General features: G+C 63.9%; 18 protein-coding genes and 1 tRNA gene. 10 read left to right on the top strand and 9 right to left on the bottom strand.

Annotated features, from left to right (window positions below; all coding sequences use genetic code 11):
- Positions 1-7: 7 nt before the first annotated feature.
- Positions 8-1,126, top strand: coding sequence for a glutamate 5-kinase (gene proB, locus J7573_RS19875; protein ID WP_159412162.1), 1,119 nt, complete (start codon positions 8-10; stop codon positions 1,124-1,126).
- Positions 1,123-1,584 (top strand): CreA family protein, encoded by a 462-nt coding sequence (locus J7573_RS19870; protein ID WP_294339276.1) that lies wholly within the window; start codon positions 1,123-1,125, stop codon positions 1,582-1,584. Before proB ends, J7573_RS19870 begins: the two co-directional genes overlap by 4 nt.
- Positions 1,585-1,729: 145 nt before the next feature.
- Here J7573_RS19870 and mksF read toward each other — a convergent pair whose 3' ends face one another.
- Genes mksF through mksB form a run of 3 tightly spaced genes read right to left on the bottom strand, consistent with a single transcriptional unit; the run spans position 1,730 to position 6,532 of the window.
- Positions 1,730-4,561 carry an Mks condensin complex protein MksF gene (gene mksF, locus J7573_RS19865; protein ID WP_294339274.1) on the bottom strand — a complete coding sequence of 944 codons (2,832 nt, stop codon included), beginning with the start codon at positions 4,559-4,561 and terminating at the stop codon, positions 1,730-1,732.
- Positions 4,558-5,265 (bottom strand): Mks condensin complex protein MksE, encoded by a 708-nt coding sequence (mksE, locus tag J7573_RS19860; protein WP_027918273.1) that lies wholly within the window; start codon positions 5,263-5,265, stop codon positions 4,558-4,560. The genes mksF and mksE overlap by 4 nt, the downstream gene beginning before the upstream one ends.
- Positions 5,255-6,532 carry an Mks condensin complex protein MksB gene (mksB, locus tag J7573_RS19855; RefSeq protein ID WP_294339267.1) on the bottom strand — a complete coding sequence of 426 codons (1,278 nt, stop codon included), beginning with the start codon at positions 6,530-6,532 and terminating at the stop codon, positions 5,255-5,257. Before mksB ends, mksE begins: the two co-directional genes overlap by 11 nt.
- 220 nt (positions 6,533-6,752) lie before the next feature.
- Here mksB and J7573_RS19850 point away from each other — a divergent pair, with 220 nt between their 5' ends.
- The gene (locus J7573_RS19850; protein WP_294339265.1) at positions 6,753-7,541 is read left to right on the top strand and encodes an energy transducer TonB; all 789 of its coding nucleotides are present in this window, start codon (positions 6,753-6,755) and stop codon (positions 7,539-7,541) included.
- Positions 7,538-7,993, top strand: a complete 456-nt coding sequence (gene rimI / locus J7573_RS19845) for a ribosomal protein S18-alanine N-acetyltransferase (RefSeq protein ID WP_060512520.1) — start codon at positions 7,538-7,540, stop codon at positions 7,991-7,993. Before J7573_RS19850 ends, rimI begins: the two co-directional genes overlap by 4 nt.
- 28 nt (positions 7,994-8,021) lie before the next feature.
- Here rimI and J7573_RS19840 read toward each other — a convergent pair whose 3' ends face one another.
- Complete coding sequence (locus J7573_RS19840) at positions 8,022-8,711, bottom strand: NYN domain-containing protein (protein ID WP_294339261.1); 690 nt, start codon at positions 8,709-8,711, stop codon at positions 8,022-8,024.
- A 253-nt stretch (positions 8,712-8,964) separates the two neighbouring features.
- The gene (locus J7573_RS19835) at positions 8,965-10,110 is read right to left on the bottom strand and encodes a hypothetical protein (RefSeq protein ID WP_294339258.1); all 1,146 of its coding nucleotides are present in this window, start codon (positions 10,108-10,110) and stop codon (positions 8,965-8,967) included.
- A gap of 67 nt (positions 10,111-10,177) precedes the next feature.
- Here J7573_RS19835 and J7573_RS19830 point away from each other — a divergent pair, with 67 nt between their 5' ends.
- Complete coding sequence (locus J7573_RS19830) at positions 10,178-10,762, top strand: D-Ala-D-Ala carboxypeptidase family metallohydrolase (RefSeq protein WP_294339256.1); 585 nt, start codon at positions 10,178-10,180, stop codon at positions 10,760-10,762.
- Here the strand turns inward: J7573_RS19830 and J7573_RS19825 are convergent.
- A complete protein-coding gene (locus J7573_RS19825; RefSeq protein WP_294339254.1) occupies positions 10,702-11,616 on the bottom strand; it encodes a LysR substrate-binding domain-containing protein in 915 nt (304 codons plus the stop codon). The two genes, J7573_RS19830 and J7573_RS19825, sit on opposite strands and share 61 nt — an antisense overlap.
- 245 nt (positions 11,617-11,861) lie before the next feature.
- Between J7573_RS19825 and J7573_RS19820 the strand changes: the two genes are divergently transcribed.
- Positions 11,862-12,473 (top strand): LysE family transporter, encoded by a 612-nt coding sequence (locus J7573_RS19820; RefSeq protein ID WP_294339251.1) that lies wholly within the window; start codon positions 11,862-11,864, stop codon positions 12,471-12,473.
- A 37-nt stretch (positions 12,474-12,510) separates the two neighbouring features.
- On the opposite strand, the gene J7573_RS19815 is transcribed toward J7573_RS19820, so the two are convergent.
- The 3 genes from J7573_RS19815 to J7573_RS19805 form a co-directional block, all read right to left on the bottom strand.
- Positions 12,511-13,098: a cytochrome b/b6 domain-containing protein gene (locus tag J7573_RS19815; RefSeq protein ID WP_294339249.1), complete on the bottom strand. Its 588-nt coding sequence runs from the start codon at positions 13,096-13,098 to the stop codon at positions 12,511-12,513.
- 291 nt (positions 13,099-13,389) lie between these two features.
- Positions 13,390-13,466 (bottom strand) — tRNA-Met (locus J7573_RS19810).
- Positions 13,467-13,561: 95 nt separating this feature from the next.
- On the bottom strand, positions 13,562-14,494 hold the full coding sequence (locus J7573_RS19805; protein WP_294339247.1) for a FecR domain-containing protein: 933 nt from the start codon (positions 14,492-14,494) through the stop codon (positions 13,562-13,564).
- A 181-nt stretch (positions 14,495-14,675) separates the two neighbouring features.
- Between J7573_RS19805 and J7573_RS19800 the strand changes: the two genes are divergently transcribed.
- The 4 genes from J7573_RS19800 (at position 14,676) to J7573_RS19785 (ending at position 18,197) form a co-directional block, all read left to right on the top strand.
- Positions 14,676-15,887 (top strand): MFS transporter, encoded by a 1,212-nt coding sequence (locus J7573_RS19800; RefSeq protein WP_294339245.1) that lies wholly within the window; start codon positions 14,676-14,678, stop codon positions 15,885-15,887.
- Between the two features lie 205 nt (positions 15,888-16,092).
- Positions 16,093-16,236 carry a hypothetical protein gene (locus J7573_RS19795; RefSeq protein ID WP_294339244.1) on the top strand — a complete coding sequence of 48 codons (144 nt, stop codon included), beginning with the start codon at positions 16,093-16,095 and terminating at the stop codon, positions 16,234-16,236.
- A 90-nt stretch (positions 16,237-16,326) separates the two neighbouring features.
- Positions 16,327-17,487 carry an MFS transporter gene (locus tag J7573_RS19790; protein WP_294339241.1) on the top strand — a complete coding sequence of 387 codons (1,161 nt, stop codon included), beginning with the start codon at positions 16,327-16,329 and terminating at the stop codon, positions 17,485-17,487.
- A gap of 83 nt (positions 17,488-17,570) precedes the next feature.
- Complete coding sequence (locus J7573_RS19785) at positions 17,571-18,197, top strand: DNA-3-methyladenine glycosylase (protein WP_294339239.1); 627 nt, start codon at positions 17,571-17,573, stop codon at positions 18,195-18,197.
- Positions 18,198-18,373 lie beyond the last annotated feature (176 nt).

Below are 18,373 nucleotides of genomic sequence, written 5' to 3'. Positions count from 1 at the left end.
GAAGAAGATGCGAAGCAAGGTGACGGGCGCCAAGCGCTGGGTCGTGAAGATTGGCAGTGCCCTGCTGACCGCCGATGGCAAGGGCCTCGACCGCGGCGCCATGGCCGTATGGGTCGAGCAGATGGTCGCGCTGCGTGAAGCAGGCGTGGAGTTGGTACTGGTCTCCTCCGGGGCCGTGGCTGCCGGCATGAGCCAGCTGGGCTGGACTTCCCGACCGAGTGCGATGAACGAGTTGCAGGCGGCGGCCTCGATCGGCCAGATGCGCCTGGTGCAGGCCTGGGAAACGAGCTTCGGCGAGCACGGCAAGCACACCGCGCAGATCCTCCTGACCCACGACGACCTGTCCGACCGCAAGCGTTACCTGAATGCCCGCAGCACCCTGCGTACCCTGGTTGACCTGGGCGTGGTGCCGGTGATCAACGAGAACGACACCGTGGTCACCGACGAGATCCGCTTCGGCGACAACGACACCCTGGCCGCGCTGGTGGCCAACCTGGTGGAAGCCGACCTGCTGGTGATCCTCACCGACCGCGACGGCATGTTCGATGCCGACCCGCGCAACAACCCCGAAGCCCAGCTGATCTACGAAGCCCGCGCCGACGACCCGTCGCTGGACGCCGTGGCCGGTGGTACCGGCGGTGCCCTGGGCCGTGGCGGCATGCAGACCAAGCTGCGCGCCGCGCGCCTGGCCGCCCGTTCCGGCGCCCACACGATCATCATCGGTGGCCGTATCGAACGCGTGCTGGACCGTCTGAAGGCCGGTGAGCGCCTGGGCACGCTGCTGTCGCCCGAGCGCGGGATGCTGGCGGCGCGCAAGCAGTGGCTGGCTGGCCACCTGCAGACCCGCGGTACCCTGGTGCTCGACGCGGGCGCCGTGCAGGCGCTGCGTGGGGCGAACAAGAGTCTGCTGCCGGTCGGCGTGAAGACCGTGCAGGGCAGCTTCCGCCGTGGCGAGATGGTGGTCTGCGTCGGCCCGGATGGCGTCGAGGTTGCCCGTGGCCTGGCCAACTACAGCGCGCTGGAAGCGCAGAAGATCATCGGCCAGCCGTCCGACCAGATCGAGGCCGTGCTGGGCTATATCGCCGAGCCAGAGCTGGTACACCGCGACAACCTGGTGCTGGTATGAAGCTGCTCAAGCAGGCGCTTGCCCTGGCCGTCTTTGCCCTGCCGATGCTGGCCGGGGCCGAAGAGATCGGCCAGGTGTCCACCGTGTTCAAGTTCCTCGGGCCGAATGATCGCATCGTGGTAGAAGCGTTCGATGACCCCAAGGTCGAGGGCGTGACTTGCTACCTGTCGCGGGCCAAGACTGGCGGCGTGAAGGGTGGTTTGGGGTTGGCGGAAGATCGGGCGGAGGCTTCGATTGCCTGCCGTCAGGTCGGGCCGATCAACTTCAAAGGTGAGTTGAAGGACGGTGAGGAAGTGTTCAAGGAACGCACCTCGCTGGTGTTCAAGACCATGCAGGTGGTGCGCTTCCTCGACAAGAAGCGCAATACGCTGGTGTATCTGGTGTACAGCGACCGCATGATCGAAGGCAGCCCGCAGAATGCGGTGACCGCAATCCCGATTCTGCCTTGGGCTCACTGATAGTCTGCTAGATCGCCGGGAGGCCTTTGGCCTCCTTTCGCCGGCAAGCGCGGCTCCCACAGGTACTGTGCAAGCTTTGAGGTCTGCGCGGTACCTGTGGGAGCCGCGCTTGCCGGCGATGGGCCGCAAAGCGGCCCCAGATTCCTCAGGCCAGCTCTTCGGCCTGATCCTCACGCACAATCGCCTTCACCTCATCCAGCCGGCTGATGTACTTCCAGTCCGCCTCGTCGATGTAGATGCCATTCGGCCCGCTGCCACCTTCCAGGTCGATCGCCACGCGCGCCGACACCTGCGGCTTCACGCTTGCCAGAATCGGCACGAAGCCCAGCTGCAGGCTGGTCTCCAGCAGTGCCGCCTGGTTGCGTTCGTCGATGTCCGCCGCTTCATCGAGGTAGTACGGCAGGCGAATGCGCCCGGCCAGGTCACGGTCCATCAGGTGCAGCAACAAGTACATGTTGGTCAGCGCCTTGATGGTCATGGTGGTGCCGTTGGACGCCGCGCCGTCGATGTCGGCGTGGATGATCGGCTGGCCGTTGACCTTGGTGATCTCGAACGCCAGCTCGAACAGGTCCTTCAGGCCCAGCTGGTTGTGGTTTGCAGCCACCAGCCGCGCCAGGTACTCCTTGGCCTCTTCGTTCTTGTTGTCCTGCTCGGCGCTCTGGGTCAGGTCGAACACCGACAGGGTCTCGCCTTCCTCGTACTGGCCGGCGCTGTGGATGATCTGGTCGATGTGCTTGAGCGCTTCCTTGTTCGGCGCCAGCACCACGCGGAAGCTCTCCAGGTTGGACACCTGGCGCTTGTTGATCTCGCGGTTGAACAGGGCCAGCTGGTGCTCGAGGCTGTCGTAGTCGCTGCGGATGTTGCGCAGGGTCCGGGCGATGTCGGTGACCGCGGCGCGGCGCGCCTTGGCCAGGGTCAGGGCCTCGTCGGTGCGGTGCGCGTAGGCGTTTACCAGCAGCTGCAGGCGGCGCTCCATGTCGTCTTCGCTGTCGAACTTGGCCACGCCCTTCAGGCGCACCTGGGCGTACAGCGCCTCGATCTGGTTGTCGACCCGTTGCAGGGCCTGCCAGCTGTCCTGGTAGTCGTTGAGCATCGGCAGCAGGTTGTCCATGGAGTCGTCGACCGCTTCCATGAACGGCGTGCCGTAGGGCAGGTCGGCCGGCAGCAGCTGGCGGCGGCGCAGGGCGTCTTCCAGGGTGCGCTGCTTGGCTTCGAGGTCGCCGATCTGGCGGCCGACCAGCTGCAGCTTGGCCGACAGCTGCTGGACGCGCTCGGTGAAGGCATCGCTGGAGCGCTTGAGCTCATCCTGGGCGGCTTCCAGCTGCGCCAGTTGCTCCATCTTCTCGGGCTCTTCGGCGCTCAGGGTTTCGCTGCGGCGGAAGTCTTCCAGAGCCTTCTGGGCGTCCAGCACTTCCTGGTACAGGGCCTCTGTCTGCGCCTTGGAGGCGGTGCGGTCGGCGGCGACCTGCTGCTGGGTCTTGAGCTGCTTGAGCTCCTTTTCCAGCCGCTCCTTCTGGTCGCGCAGGGCCGCGCGGTCGGCCAGGGCCTGCAGGGCCGGCGGGTCGATGTTGGAGATGTCAATGGACAGGCCAGGGGCCTCGAAGCGCTCGCCCTTGAAGCCGTCGAGCACCGCTTCCAGGGATTTCACCCACAAGTCGCTGTCGTCCAGCTCGATGCCACGGTCGCCCAGCGGCAGGCTGAACAGCGCGCCATTGAACAGGCGCATCAGGCGGTCGACGTCCTGCTGCGAGAACTCTTCGCGCAGGCGGGCGTAGCTGTTGTTGTCGGCGTGGTCGAGCTGCTGCTTGACCTGCTTCAGGCGCTTTTCCAGGTCGCGCACGCGCTCGTCGAGGTCTTCGGCGCTGAACTGGCGCGACTGTGCCAGGGCACCGGCCAGTTCGTCGTGGGCGTCCTTGGCGGCCAGCAGGCCCTGTTCCAGCACCTTGACGTCATCGACCAGGGCAAAGCGGTGCTTGAGCACCGACAGTTCGCCGAGCCAGCGCTGGATGCCGGTGATTTCACGTTCCAGGCGCATCAGCTCCTGGGTGCCGCCGCGCTGGTCGTTCTGCAGGCGGTCCTGCTCGCCACGGAAGTGCTCGGCCTGGATCACCAGCTCTTCCTTGCGCGCCATGGCGTATTCCTGCCAGGTGCCCAGCAGGTTGTCGAGCAGCGGCGAAAGGCGGTGCAGCTTGCCGCGCAGGATGTCGCGCTGGGCCACGCCACCGGCCAGGGCCTCGACCAGCGGGCCGGCGGCGACCAGGGCGTTGTAGTCCTGCTCCATGCGGCGTACGTCACGGAAGGCTTCTTCGCAGGCGGCGATGTAGTCGACGCTGCCCGAACGCAGGCTGTGCTCGAAGGCGTCGAGGAATAGCTGCTTGAGTTTGGCGGCGGTGATTTCGCGCATGTGCAGCAGGTTGATGAACAGTGCGCGGAAGGTCTTCAGGCTCTGTTCGCTGGTCGAGCGCAGCGGGATCAGGGTCAGGTCCAGCGGGCACGAGGTGTGGCCGCCGACCAGCAGCCGGCGCAGTTCATCGGGCTTGAGTTCATAGGCCTTCAGGCCCAGGCGCTCGAGGTTGGTGAACAGCTCTTTCTGGCGCAGGCAGGTGTCGTTCTTCTGGTAGTGGGCCAGGTCCAGCTCGCCCTTGTAGGCGAAGAACTGGTGGCCGAAACCGCCGCCCGGGCCGCGGCCGACCACACCGATCACGTGCGGGCCGTGGGGCAGGTTCAGTTCGCAGAGGATGTACGAGGTGTCGCTGGCGAAGTAGAAGCGGCGCGACTGCTCAAGGCTGTACTTGCCGAAGCTCATGTCCGACATGCGCGCCAGGATCGGGAACTGCAGGGCGTTGATCGACGCCGATTTACCCAGGTTGTTGGCACCGTACACCGACAGCGGGTGCTCCAGCGGGAACAGGCCGAGGCTGTAGCCGGCGGTGTTGAGCAGTGCGAAGCGGCGGATGCCGTAGCGTTCCTGGCTCATGCGTCAATCTCCTGTTGCTCTTCGCGGATGGCCCGGGCCAGGGCATCCTCTTCGCTTTCCTCGCCGTCGAACGGGGTGAGGTCGAGCGGGTCGTCGGTGCGGTTGAGTTGTTCCGGGCTTTCTTCTTCCACCAGTACCGGGGTCGGCAGTGGCAGGTCGCTGTGCAGGCTGGCGGCCAGGTCGCGGTCCTGCTGCACCGACAGGCATACGTCGAGGAAGCGGTGCATCGGCGGCAGGAAGCGGTAGATGCCGCCTTCTTCATGGGCGAAGCCGAGCTGGGTCATGCGGCGCATGATCTTTTCTTCCAGCTCGTCGACGGTCTGCACTTCGGCCTGCAGGAACAGGTCGCGGTACTTGTCCAGCAGCGAGGGCAGCTCGTCGCGGCCGATGCTGCCGCCGTCGAGCACGGCCATCGGGTCGCGGCCCTGGTCGGCCAGGTGCTCGACGATGATGAAGGTGAACAGCGACAGGCGCTGGGCGGTCTTGTTGACCTGCGCGGCAGCCTGTTCGGGGACGAAGTAGTAGAAGCCGCGGGTGTCGCACACCAGCTCGAAGCCCAGGGCCTTGAACAGGGTGCGGTACTGGTCCTGGAAGTTCGACAGCTGGGCGTACATTTCAGGGTCGCGGCGGCTGACGTGGAAGCCCTTGAACAGCTCGCGGAAGATCGGCGCGAGCTGGGACAGTTCGGAAAGATCAAGATGCATTGGCTGGGCTCGCGTTGGTTTCAGTTTGCGCTTCGCGGCTGGACGTCAGGGCGAACGAGCGCAGGCTGACCAGGTGTTCGTGGGTGGTGTACTCGCGCCGTTCCAGGCGTTCGCGCTTGAAGCGCTTCTCCCGCGACAGGCGCGAGAACCAGTACAGCAGTTCGTCGGTGGCGCCTTCGGGCTCCTGGTCCAGCAGCCAGACCATGAGGTCTGGCAGCGGCAGGGCGTCTTCGCAGCGCTCGAGCATCTCTTTGACCGTGCGTGGTGCTCGCGGCAGCGGGCCTTTCTGGGTCTTGTGCGCCTTGGGGAACTTGGCCGGCTTCGGCTCGAAGCGGGCCAGGGCATAGACGTAGGCCTCGACCTGGCTGGCACTGCCAAGGAAGGTGCTCTGCGGGCGGGTGAACAGCGGCATGGCCGCTTGCGGCACGGCGTCGATGCCCTTGCGCCGGATCACCGACAGCGCCAGCGCGGCGCCGCGGGTCACGGCGTTGTGCCGGCGCGCTTCTTCACGCAGCGGCAGCAGTAGTTCGCGGGCGTGGCGCAGGGTCAGCTGGGCGCTGGTCTGCATTTCCAGGATGCGCGCGTGGGTGCGCAGCAGCATGTCGTCATCGACCAGGTGGCCGAGGCGCGCCTGCTCGCCGAGCAGCTTCAGCAGCACGGTCTCGACCTTGCGCACGCCTTGCTCGAAGGCGCCGTCGGCGTTGACCAGCTGGATCATCGGCTCGACGTATTCGTCCCAGGTCGCCAGTACTTCGGCGTAACGCTGGCGCAGCGGGATCTGGCGGTTGCTGGTCTTGGCCCGCTCGGCCACGGCCACCAGCGCCTGCTCGTCGTTGTCGAGCTTCTTCAGTACGTCGCGCACGCGCATGTCGAGCAGGCGCAGCTGGCGCGCCAGGTCGTCGCTGTCGCGGTTGTCGAAGGCATCCTGGATGTGCCCGGCCAGGCGCTCCAGGTGGCGCAGGTAGGCCTCGATCTCCAGGCACAGGCCCAGCCGGTGCTCGCGGCGCAGGTAGGCGAGGAAGTCGTGGATCTGGGCGTTGAGCTCGAAGCGGTTCGGGCTCTTGGCCACCGGCACCAGGATATCCAGGCGGATCCACACGTCGAGCAGCTGGGTGATGTCCTGCGGCGTGCTTTCCACCTGCTGGCGGCCCAGTTGCTGGCGCAGCTCCACCAGGCTCAGGGTGCCCTGGTCGAAACGCTCGCACAGCGGCTCGATCAGGGCCCAGTGTTCGGCTAGGGCGCGCAGGACGCGCTTGGGTTCGATCATTGGCGTCTACTCGTTGCCAAGTAAAAAGGGGGCGATTGTACTTCATCCGGGGGGGAGGATTTCACCCCTTGGTCTGTAATGAGAGATAACCTTGGCACTTGTAGGGGATTCACTGGCTTGCTCGCAGGGTTCAGGCAACAAATTTCCGCCGACCAGTTGCAGCACAGCCCGGCCAACAACGTTAGAATGTGCAACGTTTCGAACCCCGGACCCCCGAGCCTTGCTGACCGAACCCCGCCGCCGCGCCTACCTTTCCGCCATGCAAGTGGTGCATTGGCTGCCGCGCGCCGAACTGCCGTTCGCCGCACCGTCGCGCCCCGAGTTGCTGTTGCCGCAAGCGCCGGTAGCGCCAGTCGATTTCGAGGTTCGGCCATCCGCCCCGGCGGCCAGCGAGGCGCCGGTCACGCCCCAGGCCCGTTCCGGCGAGCGCCCGAAAATCGAAATTCCGCGCCCGGGCAGCACGCCCAAGGTCGCTGCCAAGCCAGTCGAAGCCGAGGAAGAGGCCCCCGCACCGCGCCCGGCCCCGGTGCCGCCACCACGTTTCGCATTGCAGTTGCTGCGTGCCGGCAGCTGCCTGTTGCTGGTCGAGCTGGCTACCGGTCAGCCTTTCCAGAGTCGCGACCCATCCTATCTGCTGCTCAAGGACATGCTGCGTGCCGCCGGCCTGCCCGATGCGCCGCAGATTATCGGCGAGCCCGTGCGCTGGCCGTTGCTGGTGCGCGGCAACATGGACCAGGGCCCGGATGCCGCACGTGATTTCGTCCAAGGCTTCATCCAGGCACGCCTGGAAGAAACCCCCTGCAGCGTGCTGTGGCTGATCGGCCTGCCGGCCATGCGTTTCGCGGCCAGTGCCGACGCTGCAGCCTATTACCAAGTACTGAAGGTCGACGGCCTGGGCGATGCCTGGGCCTTGCCGGGCCTTGAACTGTTGATGGACGAGCCGCAGCGCAAGGCGGACGTCTGGCAAGCGATGCGCCAGCTGATGGCGCGCTGGAAGAGCGTTGAATGAGTGACTCGATCAGTTTCCGCCCGATGACCGAGGCGGATCTGGATGCCGTGCTTAAGATCGAATATGCCGCGTTCAGTCATCCCTGGACCCGCGGGATCTTTCAGGATGCGCTCAAATCCTACGAAGTGTGGCTGATGTTCGATGGCCAACAGCAAGTCGGTCATGGCGTGATCAATGTGATCATCGACGAGGCGCACCTGCTCAACATCACCGTCAAACCCGAGAACCAGGGTTGTGGGCTAGGGCTGAAGCTGCTTGAGCACCTGATGGCGCGGGCCTATCAGCTCAATGGCCGTGAGTGCTTCCTCGAAGTGCGGGCCAGCAACCAGTCGGCCTATCGCTTGTACGAGCGTTACGGTTTCAATGAAATCGGCCGTCGCCGCGATTACTACCCGGTTGCCGGTGGGCGTGAAGATGCGTTGGTAATGGCCTGCACCCTGCTTGAGGACTGAGATCCCTACTGAGATATGAGCCGCCCGCCTACCAGTACTCAGGCTTGATGGCTGGCCTTTTCTTGGTAGGTACACGCTCCGGGAACTGATGAGCGGCAAGTTCTTCTGTCGTTACCAAGTGTCGCATCCAGTGTGAATGGTTTTTGAGTGAGCCTGGTGTTGTTCGCTTCATACCTTCCCGGTGCGGCAGGATTACCCCCAGGCGCAAGTCGGGAAAGTCCTCCTTGATTGCCTTCAGGGCAGGTGTCATGTCCGTATCGGCAGAAACCAGTACAAGCTGTTTGACTCGTTCCTCTGCCGGGAGGCTGGCTTGTCTGGACGCGAGCCGGTACATGCTGATGGCGATGTGAACATCTGTCTCTTTTTCTTCCAGCTTCCAGATAGCCACCTGGTCGAGTCTCGAAGGAGGCGTTGCCTTGTCGATGAAGCGAGGTGCATTACGGGCTTCCAGTTGATGGCGGCCGTAGTGAACGACTACGCCTTTCGCTATCAGGGCGCGCAGATACGTGTCTTGAGCTTCTTTGGATAGGTTTCCGCGGCTCGCCAACGAGGGCTTCACGCCTGAAGTGAAAAAATCGACGGAAGTCAGCTCGCTCTCTGGCGTTTCTACGCGAATGATCTGCTGGACGAGAGCGGGCAAGTTCAGCCATTTGAAACGTGTGCCGGCGACCAGGCCGTAGAAGACGTTGTATCCATCGATGAAGCAAGCGGTGCGCAAGGCTTACCTATCCCTGAAAACGAAAAAACCGGCACTAGGCCGGTTTTTTCACCCCAACTGCCGGCGAATTGAATCGTCGCGTACGGGGTTGAGTAGTGAAGTGATTATGCCACTGTGACCGAGGGGGTCAATGGGCATCTTCGGTCCGGGTTGTTGTAGCGAGAAGATGATCGCTCAAAATGGACCCAGGGCATCGTAAAGGTGCTCATAAAGAGTATGTCTCAGCATTGCTGGAGACATTATCGGTAACACATCACTCAAGATCGACCGGCTTGCGCAGGTCCCGCAGGCTCCTGGTCATCTCCCCGGTATTGCACTTAGCCGCTGCCTGCTCTGGCATGTAATTGCGCACCGTGCGGAAGAACAGCTCACAGGTCTGCTTCTTCTGCGTCACCTGCCACTTGGTCGAGCAGGCCTCCAGGGTCATCTTCGGTTCGGCCCCCGGGTTACGCCCCATGCCGGCCTGCCAGCAGGCTGCGGTCAAGTCCTGCCCCATCATCTTCAGCCCCGCCGCATCGGCCGCATCCTGATCGCCGCCATGGCTGTCCTTGTTCGCCGCATACCAGATCGCACTCGGATGGTTGGCGCCCAGCACCGGCACCTGAGCGCCCGCCTGCGGGCTGATGCTGACCAGGCCCAGCACATTCACCTGCGGCCCGTACTGTTGCTGGATCCAGCTGCGCACCGGTGCGCCGAAGGCGACCATGGGCAGTGGCTTGGCGGTGTTCTGCAGGGTCATCTCGTTGACCATGCGCAGCTGGTAGTCCTTGAAGTAGCCGTAGGTACCGGTCAGGGCATCGCCCGCGCTGGCCGGGGCGGCGATCGGGGCGATGTCGATGATGGTCTGGTAGGCCGGGGTCTGGCTGGCGTCGACGCCATTGAAGGTCAGCAGTTCGGCCCAGCGGTCGGTGGTATTGGAGCGCAGGTAGTCCTGGGCCTGGGTCAGCGAGTAGTCCGGCGGGAAGTGCAGCAGCTCGATGCTGCGGCGGTTCTGCAGGGCCATGCCCAGCGGCAGGAACAGGTACCAGTCGTAGGACCATTTGCCGTCCTTGTTCAGCTGGGTGGCACCCTTGTAGGCCAGCTCGCCACTGTCGAGCAGCTTGCGCAGGGGCTCGGCATAGTTGGCGGGCACGTCGCTGATGGTGGCATGCAGCCGGTCGTGGTCACGGCTGACGCGCACCTGGGCGTTGGCATGGCCGTCGCGGCGTACGCTTTGGGTCAGGTAGTGCTCGACGGTCTGCTCCAGCGTCCAGTCGCGGTAGCAGATCACGTGGCAGTTGTTGGGGAAGGCAAACAGGCGGGTGACGCGCTGGGCGTCGCCCAGGTCGATGCGTGCATCCGCCAGGGCCAGGCCGCTGAAGGCGAGGGCGGCGAGGCTCGGTAAGGCAGTCTTGTGCATGCTTAACTCCTTGTCAGTGGCCTCCCGGGTTGGCGGCCGTGCTCATACTGAGGCAGGGAGCGTGGGGATGAGAAGAGCAAGCGGGCTGCTGCTGGCCGCAGGTGTGCTGTCGAGCACAATGGCGCTGGCTGACGAGCGCGACGTGTGGATGTTCGCGCAGTGGGCGGGTGATCATCAGACCCGGCCGTTTCGCGAGATGCTGGTGGATGCGCGTCTGTATGGTGTTGTGCCTATCCATCAGCTGTTGCGTTCGGCGTCGGACTGGAAGTTGTGCCATGCCTCGCCGTTTGCGGTGCCGCCGGTCAGCAACTGGCCAGCAGTGCGCTCCACCTTGTCGTTGATCGCTACCCTCGACGGGCAAGGCATCTTGCACCAGTTTGAAGTGGTGTCTGCCTATCGCAGCCCCGATCTCAATCGCTGCGCGGGCGGCGCCGTGGGCAGCGCCCATACCCGCGCCTTCGCGCTCGATATCCTGTTGCCGGCCTGGGCCGACCCCAATCCGCTGTGTCGCTTCTGGCAGCAGCATGGCCAGGCCTGGAACATGGGCCTTGGGCGCTACCCGAGCGGGCGCATCCACATCGATACCGCAGGTTATCGCACCTGGGGTGGTGATGGCGGTTCAAGCTCGTCGTTCTGCAGCAAGCCCAGGTGAGTAAGGCAGGCCTGGCATTCACCCATCACCCATTCGGCGAAACGCTGGCGCTTGCCGCCATCGCTCAGTGGCTGCGGGCTGAGCAGGAAATAGCCAGAGCCATCGCGCAGGAAGCCGAACGGGGCGTGCAACTGGCCGCTGTCGAGTTCGTCACGCACCATCAATGCCGAGGCGATGGCCAGGCCCAGGCCGGCGCTGGCGGCCTGAAGTGACAGGTAGAAGTGTTCGAAGTCGCTACGTTCGCTGTGGGTTGCCTGCCGCTCACTCAAGCGCAGCCAGGTGGGCCAGGCGTTGGGGCGGGTGCTGCTGTGAAGCAGGCGTTGGCCCTCCAGGTTATTGCTGTTTGTGCGGCTGACCGGGCCAATCCACTCATCGCAGATTTTCATGCCGTGCAGCGTCGGTGGCCAATGGAAGTCATCCCGGCGTAGTGCCAGGTCGACCCCGCTGCGGGCGAAGTCCACCGGCCCACCGGCAGCCACCAGATGCAGCTGCAGGTCCGGGTGCGTGGCATGGAAGCGCGGCAGGCGCGGGATCAGCCAGCGCATGGCGATGGTCGGCTCGCAGGACAGCACCAGCACGTTGTCGCGTTCCTGCTGTTGCAAACGCTGCACGGCGCCTTCGAGCTGTTCGAAGATTGCCTGGGTGGTGCCATGCAATGCCCGGCCAGCGGGGGTGAGGAAGATCGCCCGGTTGCGCCGTTCGAACAGTTCGATGCCCAGGCTTTCCTCAAGCAGGCGTACCTGGCGGCTGACGGCGCCGTGGGTGACATGCAGGCGCTCGGCGGCACGGACAAAGCTTTCGGTTTCGGCGGCGATGTCGAAGTAGCGGAAGGCACTGAGGGCTGGCAGTTTCATGGGGTCCCTGTATCCCTGTGCCGGCCTCTTCGCGGGCACGCCCGCTCCCACATGTACTGCACAACCCTCAGGCTTGCTGAGGTCCCTGTGGGAGCGGGCATGCCCGCGAAGAGGCCGGAACGGGCATTGGATATCTGTCAGGAAAATTATCAGATCTGCTTCACTATAAATCGTTTTTTTCCCGCCAGGCAGCTCTCGATAATAGATGCATCTGTGCTTTCTCATCGTCTATCGAGGCCTTTCCCTTGACCGAACTCATTGCTGTCGCCCTGTTCACTCTCCTAGCCGTCATCAGCCCCGGCGCCGACTTCGCCCTGGTCACTCGCAGCAGTTACGCCCAAGGCCGCAAGGCCGGGCTGGCCGCCGCGGTGGGGATCGCCCTGGGCGTGCAGGTGCATGTGCTGTACACGGTGCTGGGGATCGCCGTGGTCATCAGCCAGAGCCCGGCGCTGTTTCTGGCCATGAAAGTGCTCGGTGCGGGCTATCTGATCTACCTGGGCTACCAGTCATTGACCAATACAGGTCGTATCAGCCTGGAAGGGGAGGTGGCGCAATCCGGCGTGCTGGCTGCGTTGCGCACAGGCTTCATGACCAATGCCCTCAACCCCAAGACCATGCTCTTCGTCGTCAGTGCCTACACCCAGGTGGTGCGGCCGGGCAGCCCATTGGGCCTGGATTTCGCCTACGGGGCATTCATGTCGTTCGCGCACTGGGCCTGGTTCAGCCTGGTGGCGTTGTTCTTTTCCCGTGCGGGGTTGCGTGCGCTGATGATCGCAAGGCAGCGGCTGGTCGACCGGGTGATCGGTGTTGCGCTGATCGGCCTGGGCCTGGCTGTGGCGCTCGCCGGGGTGCGTTGAGGGGGGGATTTTGCTGGTCAAGGCCCCGCCCTGCATTTCAAAGTGGGGCGGCAGGATTGCCAGTACCTCCCGGGGCAGGGGCAACCTCTATCTGGCCCCCAGAGGCTTTCCAGGGCAATGGCTGCACTCCCATATTGCGCAGTACTCGATGACCACTGAGTTCATGCTTGATCACCGCCAGCAGATGCAGCCCCACCAGCCCACCCAGCGCTTCGGTACTGTAGCGATGCAGCCGGTGGAACACCTCCAGCACATCCGGGGCGCTCAGCGGGGCTGGCAAGGTCAGAACCTCGAACACCACGATCGGCCGGTCCATCATCAGCACGCCTGTTGCCAGGACCATGCCGGTCGCCAGGTAGATGATGTTATGGACAAACCTCGCCAGGCGTTCACCGGGTACTGCGGGGTGTTTGCGCAGGTGCGCGAGCCGTAGCCAGACGCGTACGACGAAAAAGGGAATGAACAGCGTCGTCAACGAGATGTTCAGCGCTGTGAACAGCAGCCGGTTGCGTTGCGAGACATCAAACAGGGACATGTAAGTGCCAGCGCACAATGACCATAAAATGATTGCAGCGGATAACCAGTGCAGCGCAATTTGCGCCGGAGAATATTTAGCCACAGACATCGAACACCCCCATCGCAGTAGTTGAGGACTGTCACGGTGGATAAACGGCCTCGGCAAAAGCCTGGCCAGGTCCACACCGACAAGTGTTGCAAAATGTGTGACAGGAATTTCGTCTGGGGCTGCAAGCCGCATGAGTACCGGCTTGTGCTTTGGCGGGTGGGGAATAGTCCCCGCTACTGGGCTGGGGGAGTGGGGCTGAAAAAAACAAATACCCCAGACACAAGAAAGCCCGCACGAGGCGGGCTTCTTGTATTGTTTACGATCTTCAGAAGAAGGCTGTAAACAAGTGTTTGGTGGCTACACAGGGACTTGAACCCCGGACCCCAGCATTATGAATGCTATGCTCTAACCAACTGAGCTATGTAGCCGATGGGGCGCATTATTCCCTTGTGATGGACCTGTGTCAACACTCATTTCAAAAAAAATTGCACGCCTTTCAAAAACTTAGCGACCGACCCCAGTTTCAGCGGACGATCAGCCACTGCCCGAGCACGCCGTACAGCTGCAAATGCTGCTCGGCAGCCAGTGCCGCCAGGGTTTCGCCCGGGCGGTCGAGGTTGAAGTCGCCACTCACGCGTCGATAGGCGGTCTGCTCATCCATCAGCCAGACCCGGCGGCCCTGATAGCTGGCCAGGCGCTCGATGACCTGTCCCAGGGGCAGGTCGCTGGCGAGGAGGCGGCCGGTGCGCCAGGCATCCGCCGTCTTCACGTCGACGTTCTGCACCGGGTTGATCCGTGCCTCGCTGAAGGTCACTCGCTCACCCGCTGACACCATGCGCTGGTCGCCGCCCTGGATGACCATGGCCTTGCCATTGAGCACCACCAGTTCATCTTGATTGGCATGGCGCGCCACCATCAGGCGGGTGCCGTACACCTGGATACGGGTATCGTCGACCTGAACCTCCATGGCGCGGCCATCGAGCACCACCTCCAGGTACACCTGGCCCTGCACCAGGTGCAATTGGCGCGTGCGTCCGCGCAGGTCGACGTTCATCGCGCTGGCGCTGTCCAGGTGTAACGTCGAGCCGTCTGCCAGGCGCACGCTGCGGCGCTCACCCACATCAGTAGCCAGTTCACTGGCCAGGCGTTGCATCATTGGCCAGTAAAGATAGGCAAAAGCGCCGAGCAGCAGCAGGAACAGCGTGGCCAGAACCCTGCCCTGGTAGCTGCGGCGGACCTTGAGCAAACGCGGCCGTGGCCGGGTGGGGGGCACTTGAAGTTGCTGCCAGCAGGCTTCCAGTTCAGCGTAGGCGTGCGCATTGCGCGGCTCCTGGCACCAACGGCCAAATGCCTGGCGTTCGCCTTCATCGCAGCCGGGCTGGCGCAGGCGGGAAAACCATTCCAGCGCTTCCTGCTGCGGATCGGCCTGAATCTGCGTGGCGGGCATCGGGCTCATGGGTCGGTGTGCTCGCGTGAGGGCGGTTTCGCCCAACGATTACGGGGGAAGGTAGGTTGAGGATGCTAAATATATTGAGAACCATTTACAAGCACGTGTTGTCTGGGACATAAAAAGGTAGCTATGTATCTATTTGTTTCCTGATAATCGGATCCCAAACCTGCGGACGGAATTCAAGCCCATGACCATCAGCAGCACCCCCACCGCCAGCACCGGTTCGGCGAACCAAGCCAATCCGCTGGTGATGCGCATCATCGCCTTCTGCGCCCTGGCGCACCTGATCAATGACCTCATCCAGTCGGTGCTGCCGGCGATCTACCCGATGCTCAAGGCCAACTACGACCTGAGCTTCGCCCAGATCGGCATGATTACCTTGACCTTCCAGATCACCGCTTCGCTGCTGCAACCGTGGGTCGGCTTCTTCACCGACCGCAGGCCGACGCCCAACCTGTTGCCGCTGGGCACCCTGTGCACCTTGGTGGGGATCGTCATGCTGGCCTTCGTCGGCAGCTTCCCGATGATTCTGCTGGCCTCGGCACTGGTCGGCATCGGGTCGTCGACCTTCCACCCTGAGACCTCGAGGATTGCGCGGCTGGCCTCGGGCGGCCGTTTCGGCCTGGCGCAGTCGACCTTCCAGGTTGGCGGCAACACCGGTTCCGCCTTCGGCCCGTTGCTGGCGGCGGCCATCGTGATTCCGTTCGGTCAGACGCATGTGGCCTGGTTCGGTGTGGCGGCGCTGTTCTTCTTTGTCGTAACCCTGATGCTGCGCCGCTGGTACAAGGAGCACCTGAACCAGGCCAAGGCGCGCAAGGCGGTGCAGGCCACCCACGGCATCTCGCGCGGGCGGGTGATCGCGGCGTTGGTGGTGCTCGGGCTGCTGGTGTTTTCCAAGTACTTTTACATGGCCAGCTTCACCAGTTACTTCACCTTCTACCTGATCGAGAAGTTCAGCCTGTCGGTGGCCAGCTCGCAGCTGCACCTGTTCCTGTTCCTCGGCGCGGTGGCGGCGGGTACCTTCTTCGGCGGGCCGATCGGTGACCGCATCGGGCGCAAGGCGGTGATCTGGTTCTCGATCCTGGGTGTGGCGCCGTTCACCCTGGCGCTGCCGTATGCCGACCTGTTCTGGACCACCGTGCTCAGCGTGGTGATCGGTTTCATCCTGGCCTCGGCGTTTTCCGCGATCGTGGTGTATGCCCAGGAGTTGGTGCCGGGCAGCGTGGGCATGATTGCCGGGGTGTTCTTCGGGCTGATGTTCGGCTTTGGCGGCATTGGTGCGGCGCTGCTGGGGTACCTGGCTGATTTGCGCGGGATCGAGTACGTGTATGGGTTGTGCTCGTTCTTGCCATTGTTCGGCTTGTTGGCGGTGTTTCTGCCAAATACCGGTAAGCGCTGATACCGCTGGGGGCTGCTTTGCAGCCCTTTCGCGGGACAAGCCCGCTCCTACAGGTATTGCACATCGTCGGGTTGCGCGGTCTTCTGCAGGAGCGGGCTTGTCCCGCGAAAGGGCCTCGCAGAGGCCCCTGCGGCAATTGACGACTTGGTCAACCTTGGCCTAGAGTGCCGCCTCTCTTTACAACACCTGCGTAGTAGCCACAGTAATGCGCCGTACCCAATCCCTCCCACACACCCGCCAGCCTGCCCTCCAGGCCATGCGTCGTGCGTGGCCGAGCGATACGGTGCTCAAGCGCCGCCGCAGCGTGCTGTTCGCCTTCACCTTCTCGCCACACCCAGCCCTGAACTGACATCCCCCGCGCCCTTGCGTCGTCCGCCTTCCCGGCGTGCGTGTGGGCGCCTGTATCTGCGCGTCTTTTCAGTTTTGCTTGGAGTGGTACATGAACATGCGTTTGCTGGCGGGCCTTCTGTTCGCCGTGTCGGTGGTGGGCTTCAGCCTGGGGGCCAGCCTGCCGCTGGTGTCGTTGCGCTTGCACGAGGCCGGTGCCGGCACCCTGGAAATCGGTGTCATCTCGGCGATCCCGGCCGCGGGCATGATGCTCTCGGCGTTCATGGTCGACGCCTGCTGCCGGCACCTGACCCGGCGCACCATCTACCTGCTGTGCTTCAGCCTGTGCACCGTGAGCATCGCCCTGCTCGATTCGGCGTTCGATACGCTGTGGCTGCTGGCCGTGCTGCGCCTGGGCCTGGGTATCGGCATGGGCATCGCGATCATCCTCGGCGAGTCCTGGGTCAACGAGCTGTGCCCGGACCACAACCGCGGCAAGATCATGGCCCTGTACGCCACCAGCTTCACCGGCTTCCAGGTGCTTGGCCCGGCACTGATCGCGCTGATTGGCGCCGACAGCCCGTGGATCATCGGCGTGGTTACCATCGGTTATGGCCTGGCCCTGTTGTGCATCCTGTTGACCGTGCCCAATGACCATGTCGAGCATGGCGATGAGGGTGAGAAGAGCTTCGGCCTGGCAGGCTTCTTCCGCGTGGCGCCGGCGCTGTGCGTGGCGGTGCTGTTCTTCTCGTTCTTCGATGCCGTGGTCCTGTCGCTGCTGCCGGTGTATGCCAGCAGCCATGGTTTTGCCGTGGCCGTGGCGGCGCTGATGGTGACCGTGGTGTTTGCCGGCGACATGGTGTTCCAGCTGCCGCTGGGCTGGCTGGCCGACCGCGTCGAGCGCACCGGGCTGCACCTGGTGTGCGGGTTGGTGGCGATGGCCATCGGCATCGCCCTGCCGTGGCTGCTGCAAGTGACCTGGCTGCTGTGGCCGATGCTGGTGCTGCTGGGTGCGGTGGCGGGGGGTATCTATACCCTGGCGCTGGTGCTGATTGGGCAACGCTTCAAGGGGCAGGACCTGGTCACGGCAAACGCCAGCGTGGGCCTGTTGTGGGGTGTCGGCAGCCTGGTCGGGCCGCTGGTGAGCGGCGCGGCGATGGATGTGGCGCCACATGGCCTGCCGATGGCACTGGCGTTGATGGCAGGGCTGTTCGTGTGCTTTGCCCGGCAATCGTACCGGCGGGTGGGGAAGCTGCGAGCCGTTGCCGACTGAGGAATTGGCGGCGCAAGATCCGGCGTTTGCCCGGTCAGCGGCTGGGCTAAGCTGGATCTGCCTTGAACCCACAGGAGCTAGGGATGATCCTCGCCGACCTCTCGCCTGGCGCTTACCGCGAAGCCACTGAATACCTGGCTGCGCTGGACCCGGACTGGGCGCGGCATATCGAGGCGACCGGGCCTTGCCTGCATCAGGCGACACCAGGGCGTGAACCCTATGAAGCGCTGGTGCGGGCGATTGCCTATCAGCAGCTGCATGCACGGGCGGCCGAGGCGATCCTGGGGCGGCTGCTGGCGCTGTTCCCCGGGCAGGCGTTTCCGGCGCCAGAGCAACTGCTGGCGGTCGGCCCCGAGGTGATGCGCGGGTGCGGCTTTTCGGCGAGCAAGCTGGCGACTGTTCAGGGCATCGCCCGGGCGAGCCTGGAGGGCGTGGTACCCAGTCGTGAAGAGGCATTAGGCTTGTCGGACGATGCATTGATCCAACGGCTGATCGCGCTGCGTGGCGTTGGGCGCTGGACGGTGGAGATGCTGTTGATCTACAGCCTGGAGCGCTCCGATATCCTGCCCGTGGACGATTTTGGCGTGCGCGAAGGCTATCGCCGGCTCAAGGGGCTGGACAAGGCGCCGACACCCGCACAGATGCGCTCGCTGGGTGGTGGCTGGAGCCCCTACCGTACAGTGGCTGCCTGGTACCTGTGGCGGGCCTGATTTTTTGTATGGGCTTTGCCGGCCCTTTCGCGGGTAAACCCGCTCCCACAGGGACCGCACCATGCCCGAGCCCAGTGCAGTGCCTGTGGGAGCGGGTTTACCCGCGAAAGGGCCGGCAAAGCCCATACAAAAAATCAGGCCCGCCACAGGTACCAGGCAGCCACTGTACGGTAGGG

The organism is Pseudomonas sp. (assembly GCF_017744435.1).
Taxonomy (GTDB): Bacteria; Pseudomonadota; Gammaproteobacteria; order Pseudomonadales; family Pseudomonadaceae; genus Aquipseudomonas.
Note: the sequence above shows the minus strand (reverse complement) of the source record. Positions and strands in the feature narration are given on the sequence as shown.

Bases quoted from the DNA above. Each gene is read 5' to 3' on its own strand.
- J7573_RS19795 (WP_294339244.1), top strand. From the start codon at position 16,093: ATGCGCCGTACCCAATCCCTCCCACACACCCGCCAGCCTGCCCTCCAG.
- J7573_RS19830 (WP_294339256.1), top strand. From the start codon at position 10,178: ATGAGAAGAGCAAGCGGGCTGCTGCTGGCCGCAGGTGTGCTGTCGAGC.
- rimI (WP_060512520.1), top strand. From the start codon at position 7,538: ATGAGTGACTCGATCAGTTTCCGCCCGATGACCGAGGCGGATCTGGAT.
- mksE (WP_027918273.1), bottom strand. From the start codon at position 5,265: ATGCATCTTGATCTTTCCGAACTGTCCCAGCTCGCGCCGATCTTCCGC.
- proB (WP_159412162.1), top strand. From the start codon at position 8: ATGCGAAGCAAGGTGACGGGCGCCAAGCGCTGGGTCGTGAAGATTGGC.
- mksB (WP_294339267.1), bottom strand. From the start codon at position 6,532: ATGATCGAACCCAAGCGCGTCCTGCGCGCCCTAGCCGAACACTGGGCC.
- J7573_RS19805 (WP_294339247.1), bottom strand. From the start codon at position 14,494: ATGAGCCCGATGCCCGCCACGCAGATTCAGGCCGATCCGCAGCAGGAA.
- J7573_RS19825 (WP_294339254.1), bottom strand. From the start codon at position 11,616: ATGAAACTGCCAGCCCTCAGTGCCTTCCGCTACTTCGACATCGCCGCC.
- J7573_RS19870 (WP_294339276.1), top strand. From the start codon at position 1,123: ATGAAGCTGCTCAAGCAGGCGCTTGCCCTGGCCGTCTTTGCCCTGCCG.
- J7573_RS19835 (WP_294339258.1), bottom strand. From the start codon at position 10,110: ATGCACAAGACTGCCTTACCGAGCCTCGCCGCCCTCGCCTTCAGCGGC.
- J7573_RS19785 (WP_294339239.1), top strand. From the start codon at position 17,571: ATGATCCTCGCCGACCTCTCGCCTGGCGCTTACCGCGAAGCCACTGAA.
- J7573_RS19800 (WP_294339245.1), top strand. From the start codon at position 14,676: ATGACCATCAGCAGCACCCCCACCGCCAGCACCGGTTCGGCGAACCAA.
- mksF (WP_294339274.1), bottom strand. From the start codon at position 4,561: ATGAGCCAGGAACGCTACGGCATCCGCCGCTTCGCACTGCTCAACACC.
- J7573_RS19815 (WP_294339249.1), bottom strand. From the start codon at position 13,098: ATGTCTGTGGCTAAATATTCTCCGGCGCAAATTGCGCTGCACTGGTTA.
- J7573_RS19790 (WP_294339241.1), top strand. From the start codon at position 16,327: ATGAACATGCGTTTGCTGGCGGGCCTTCTGTTCGCCGTGTCGGTGGTG.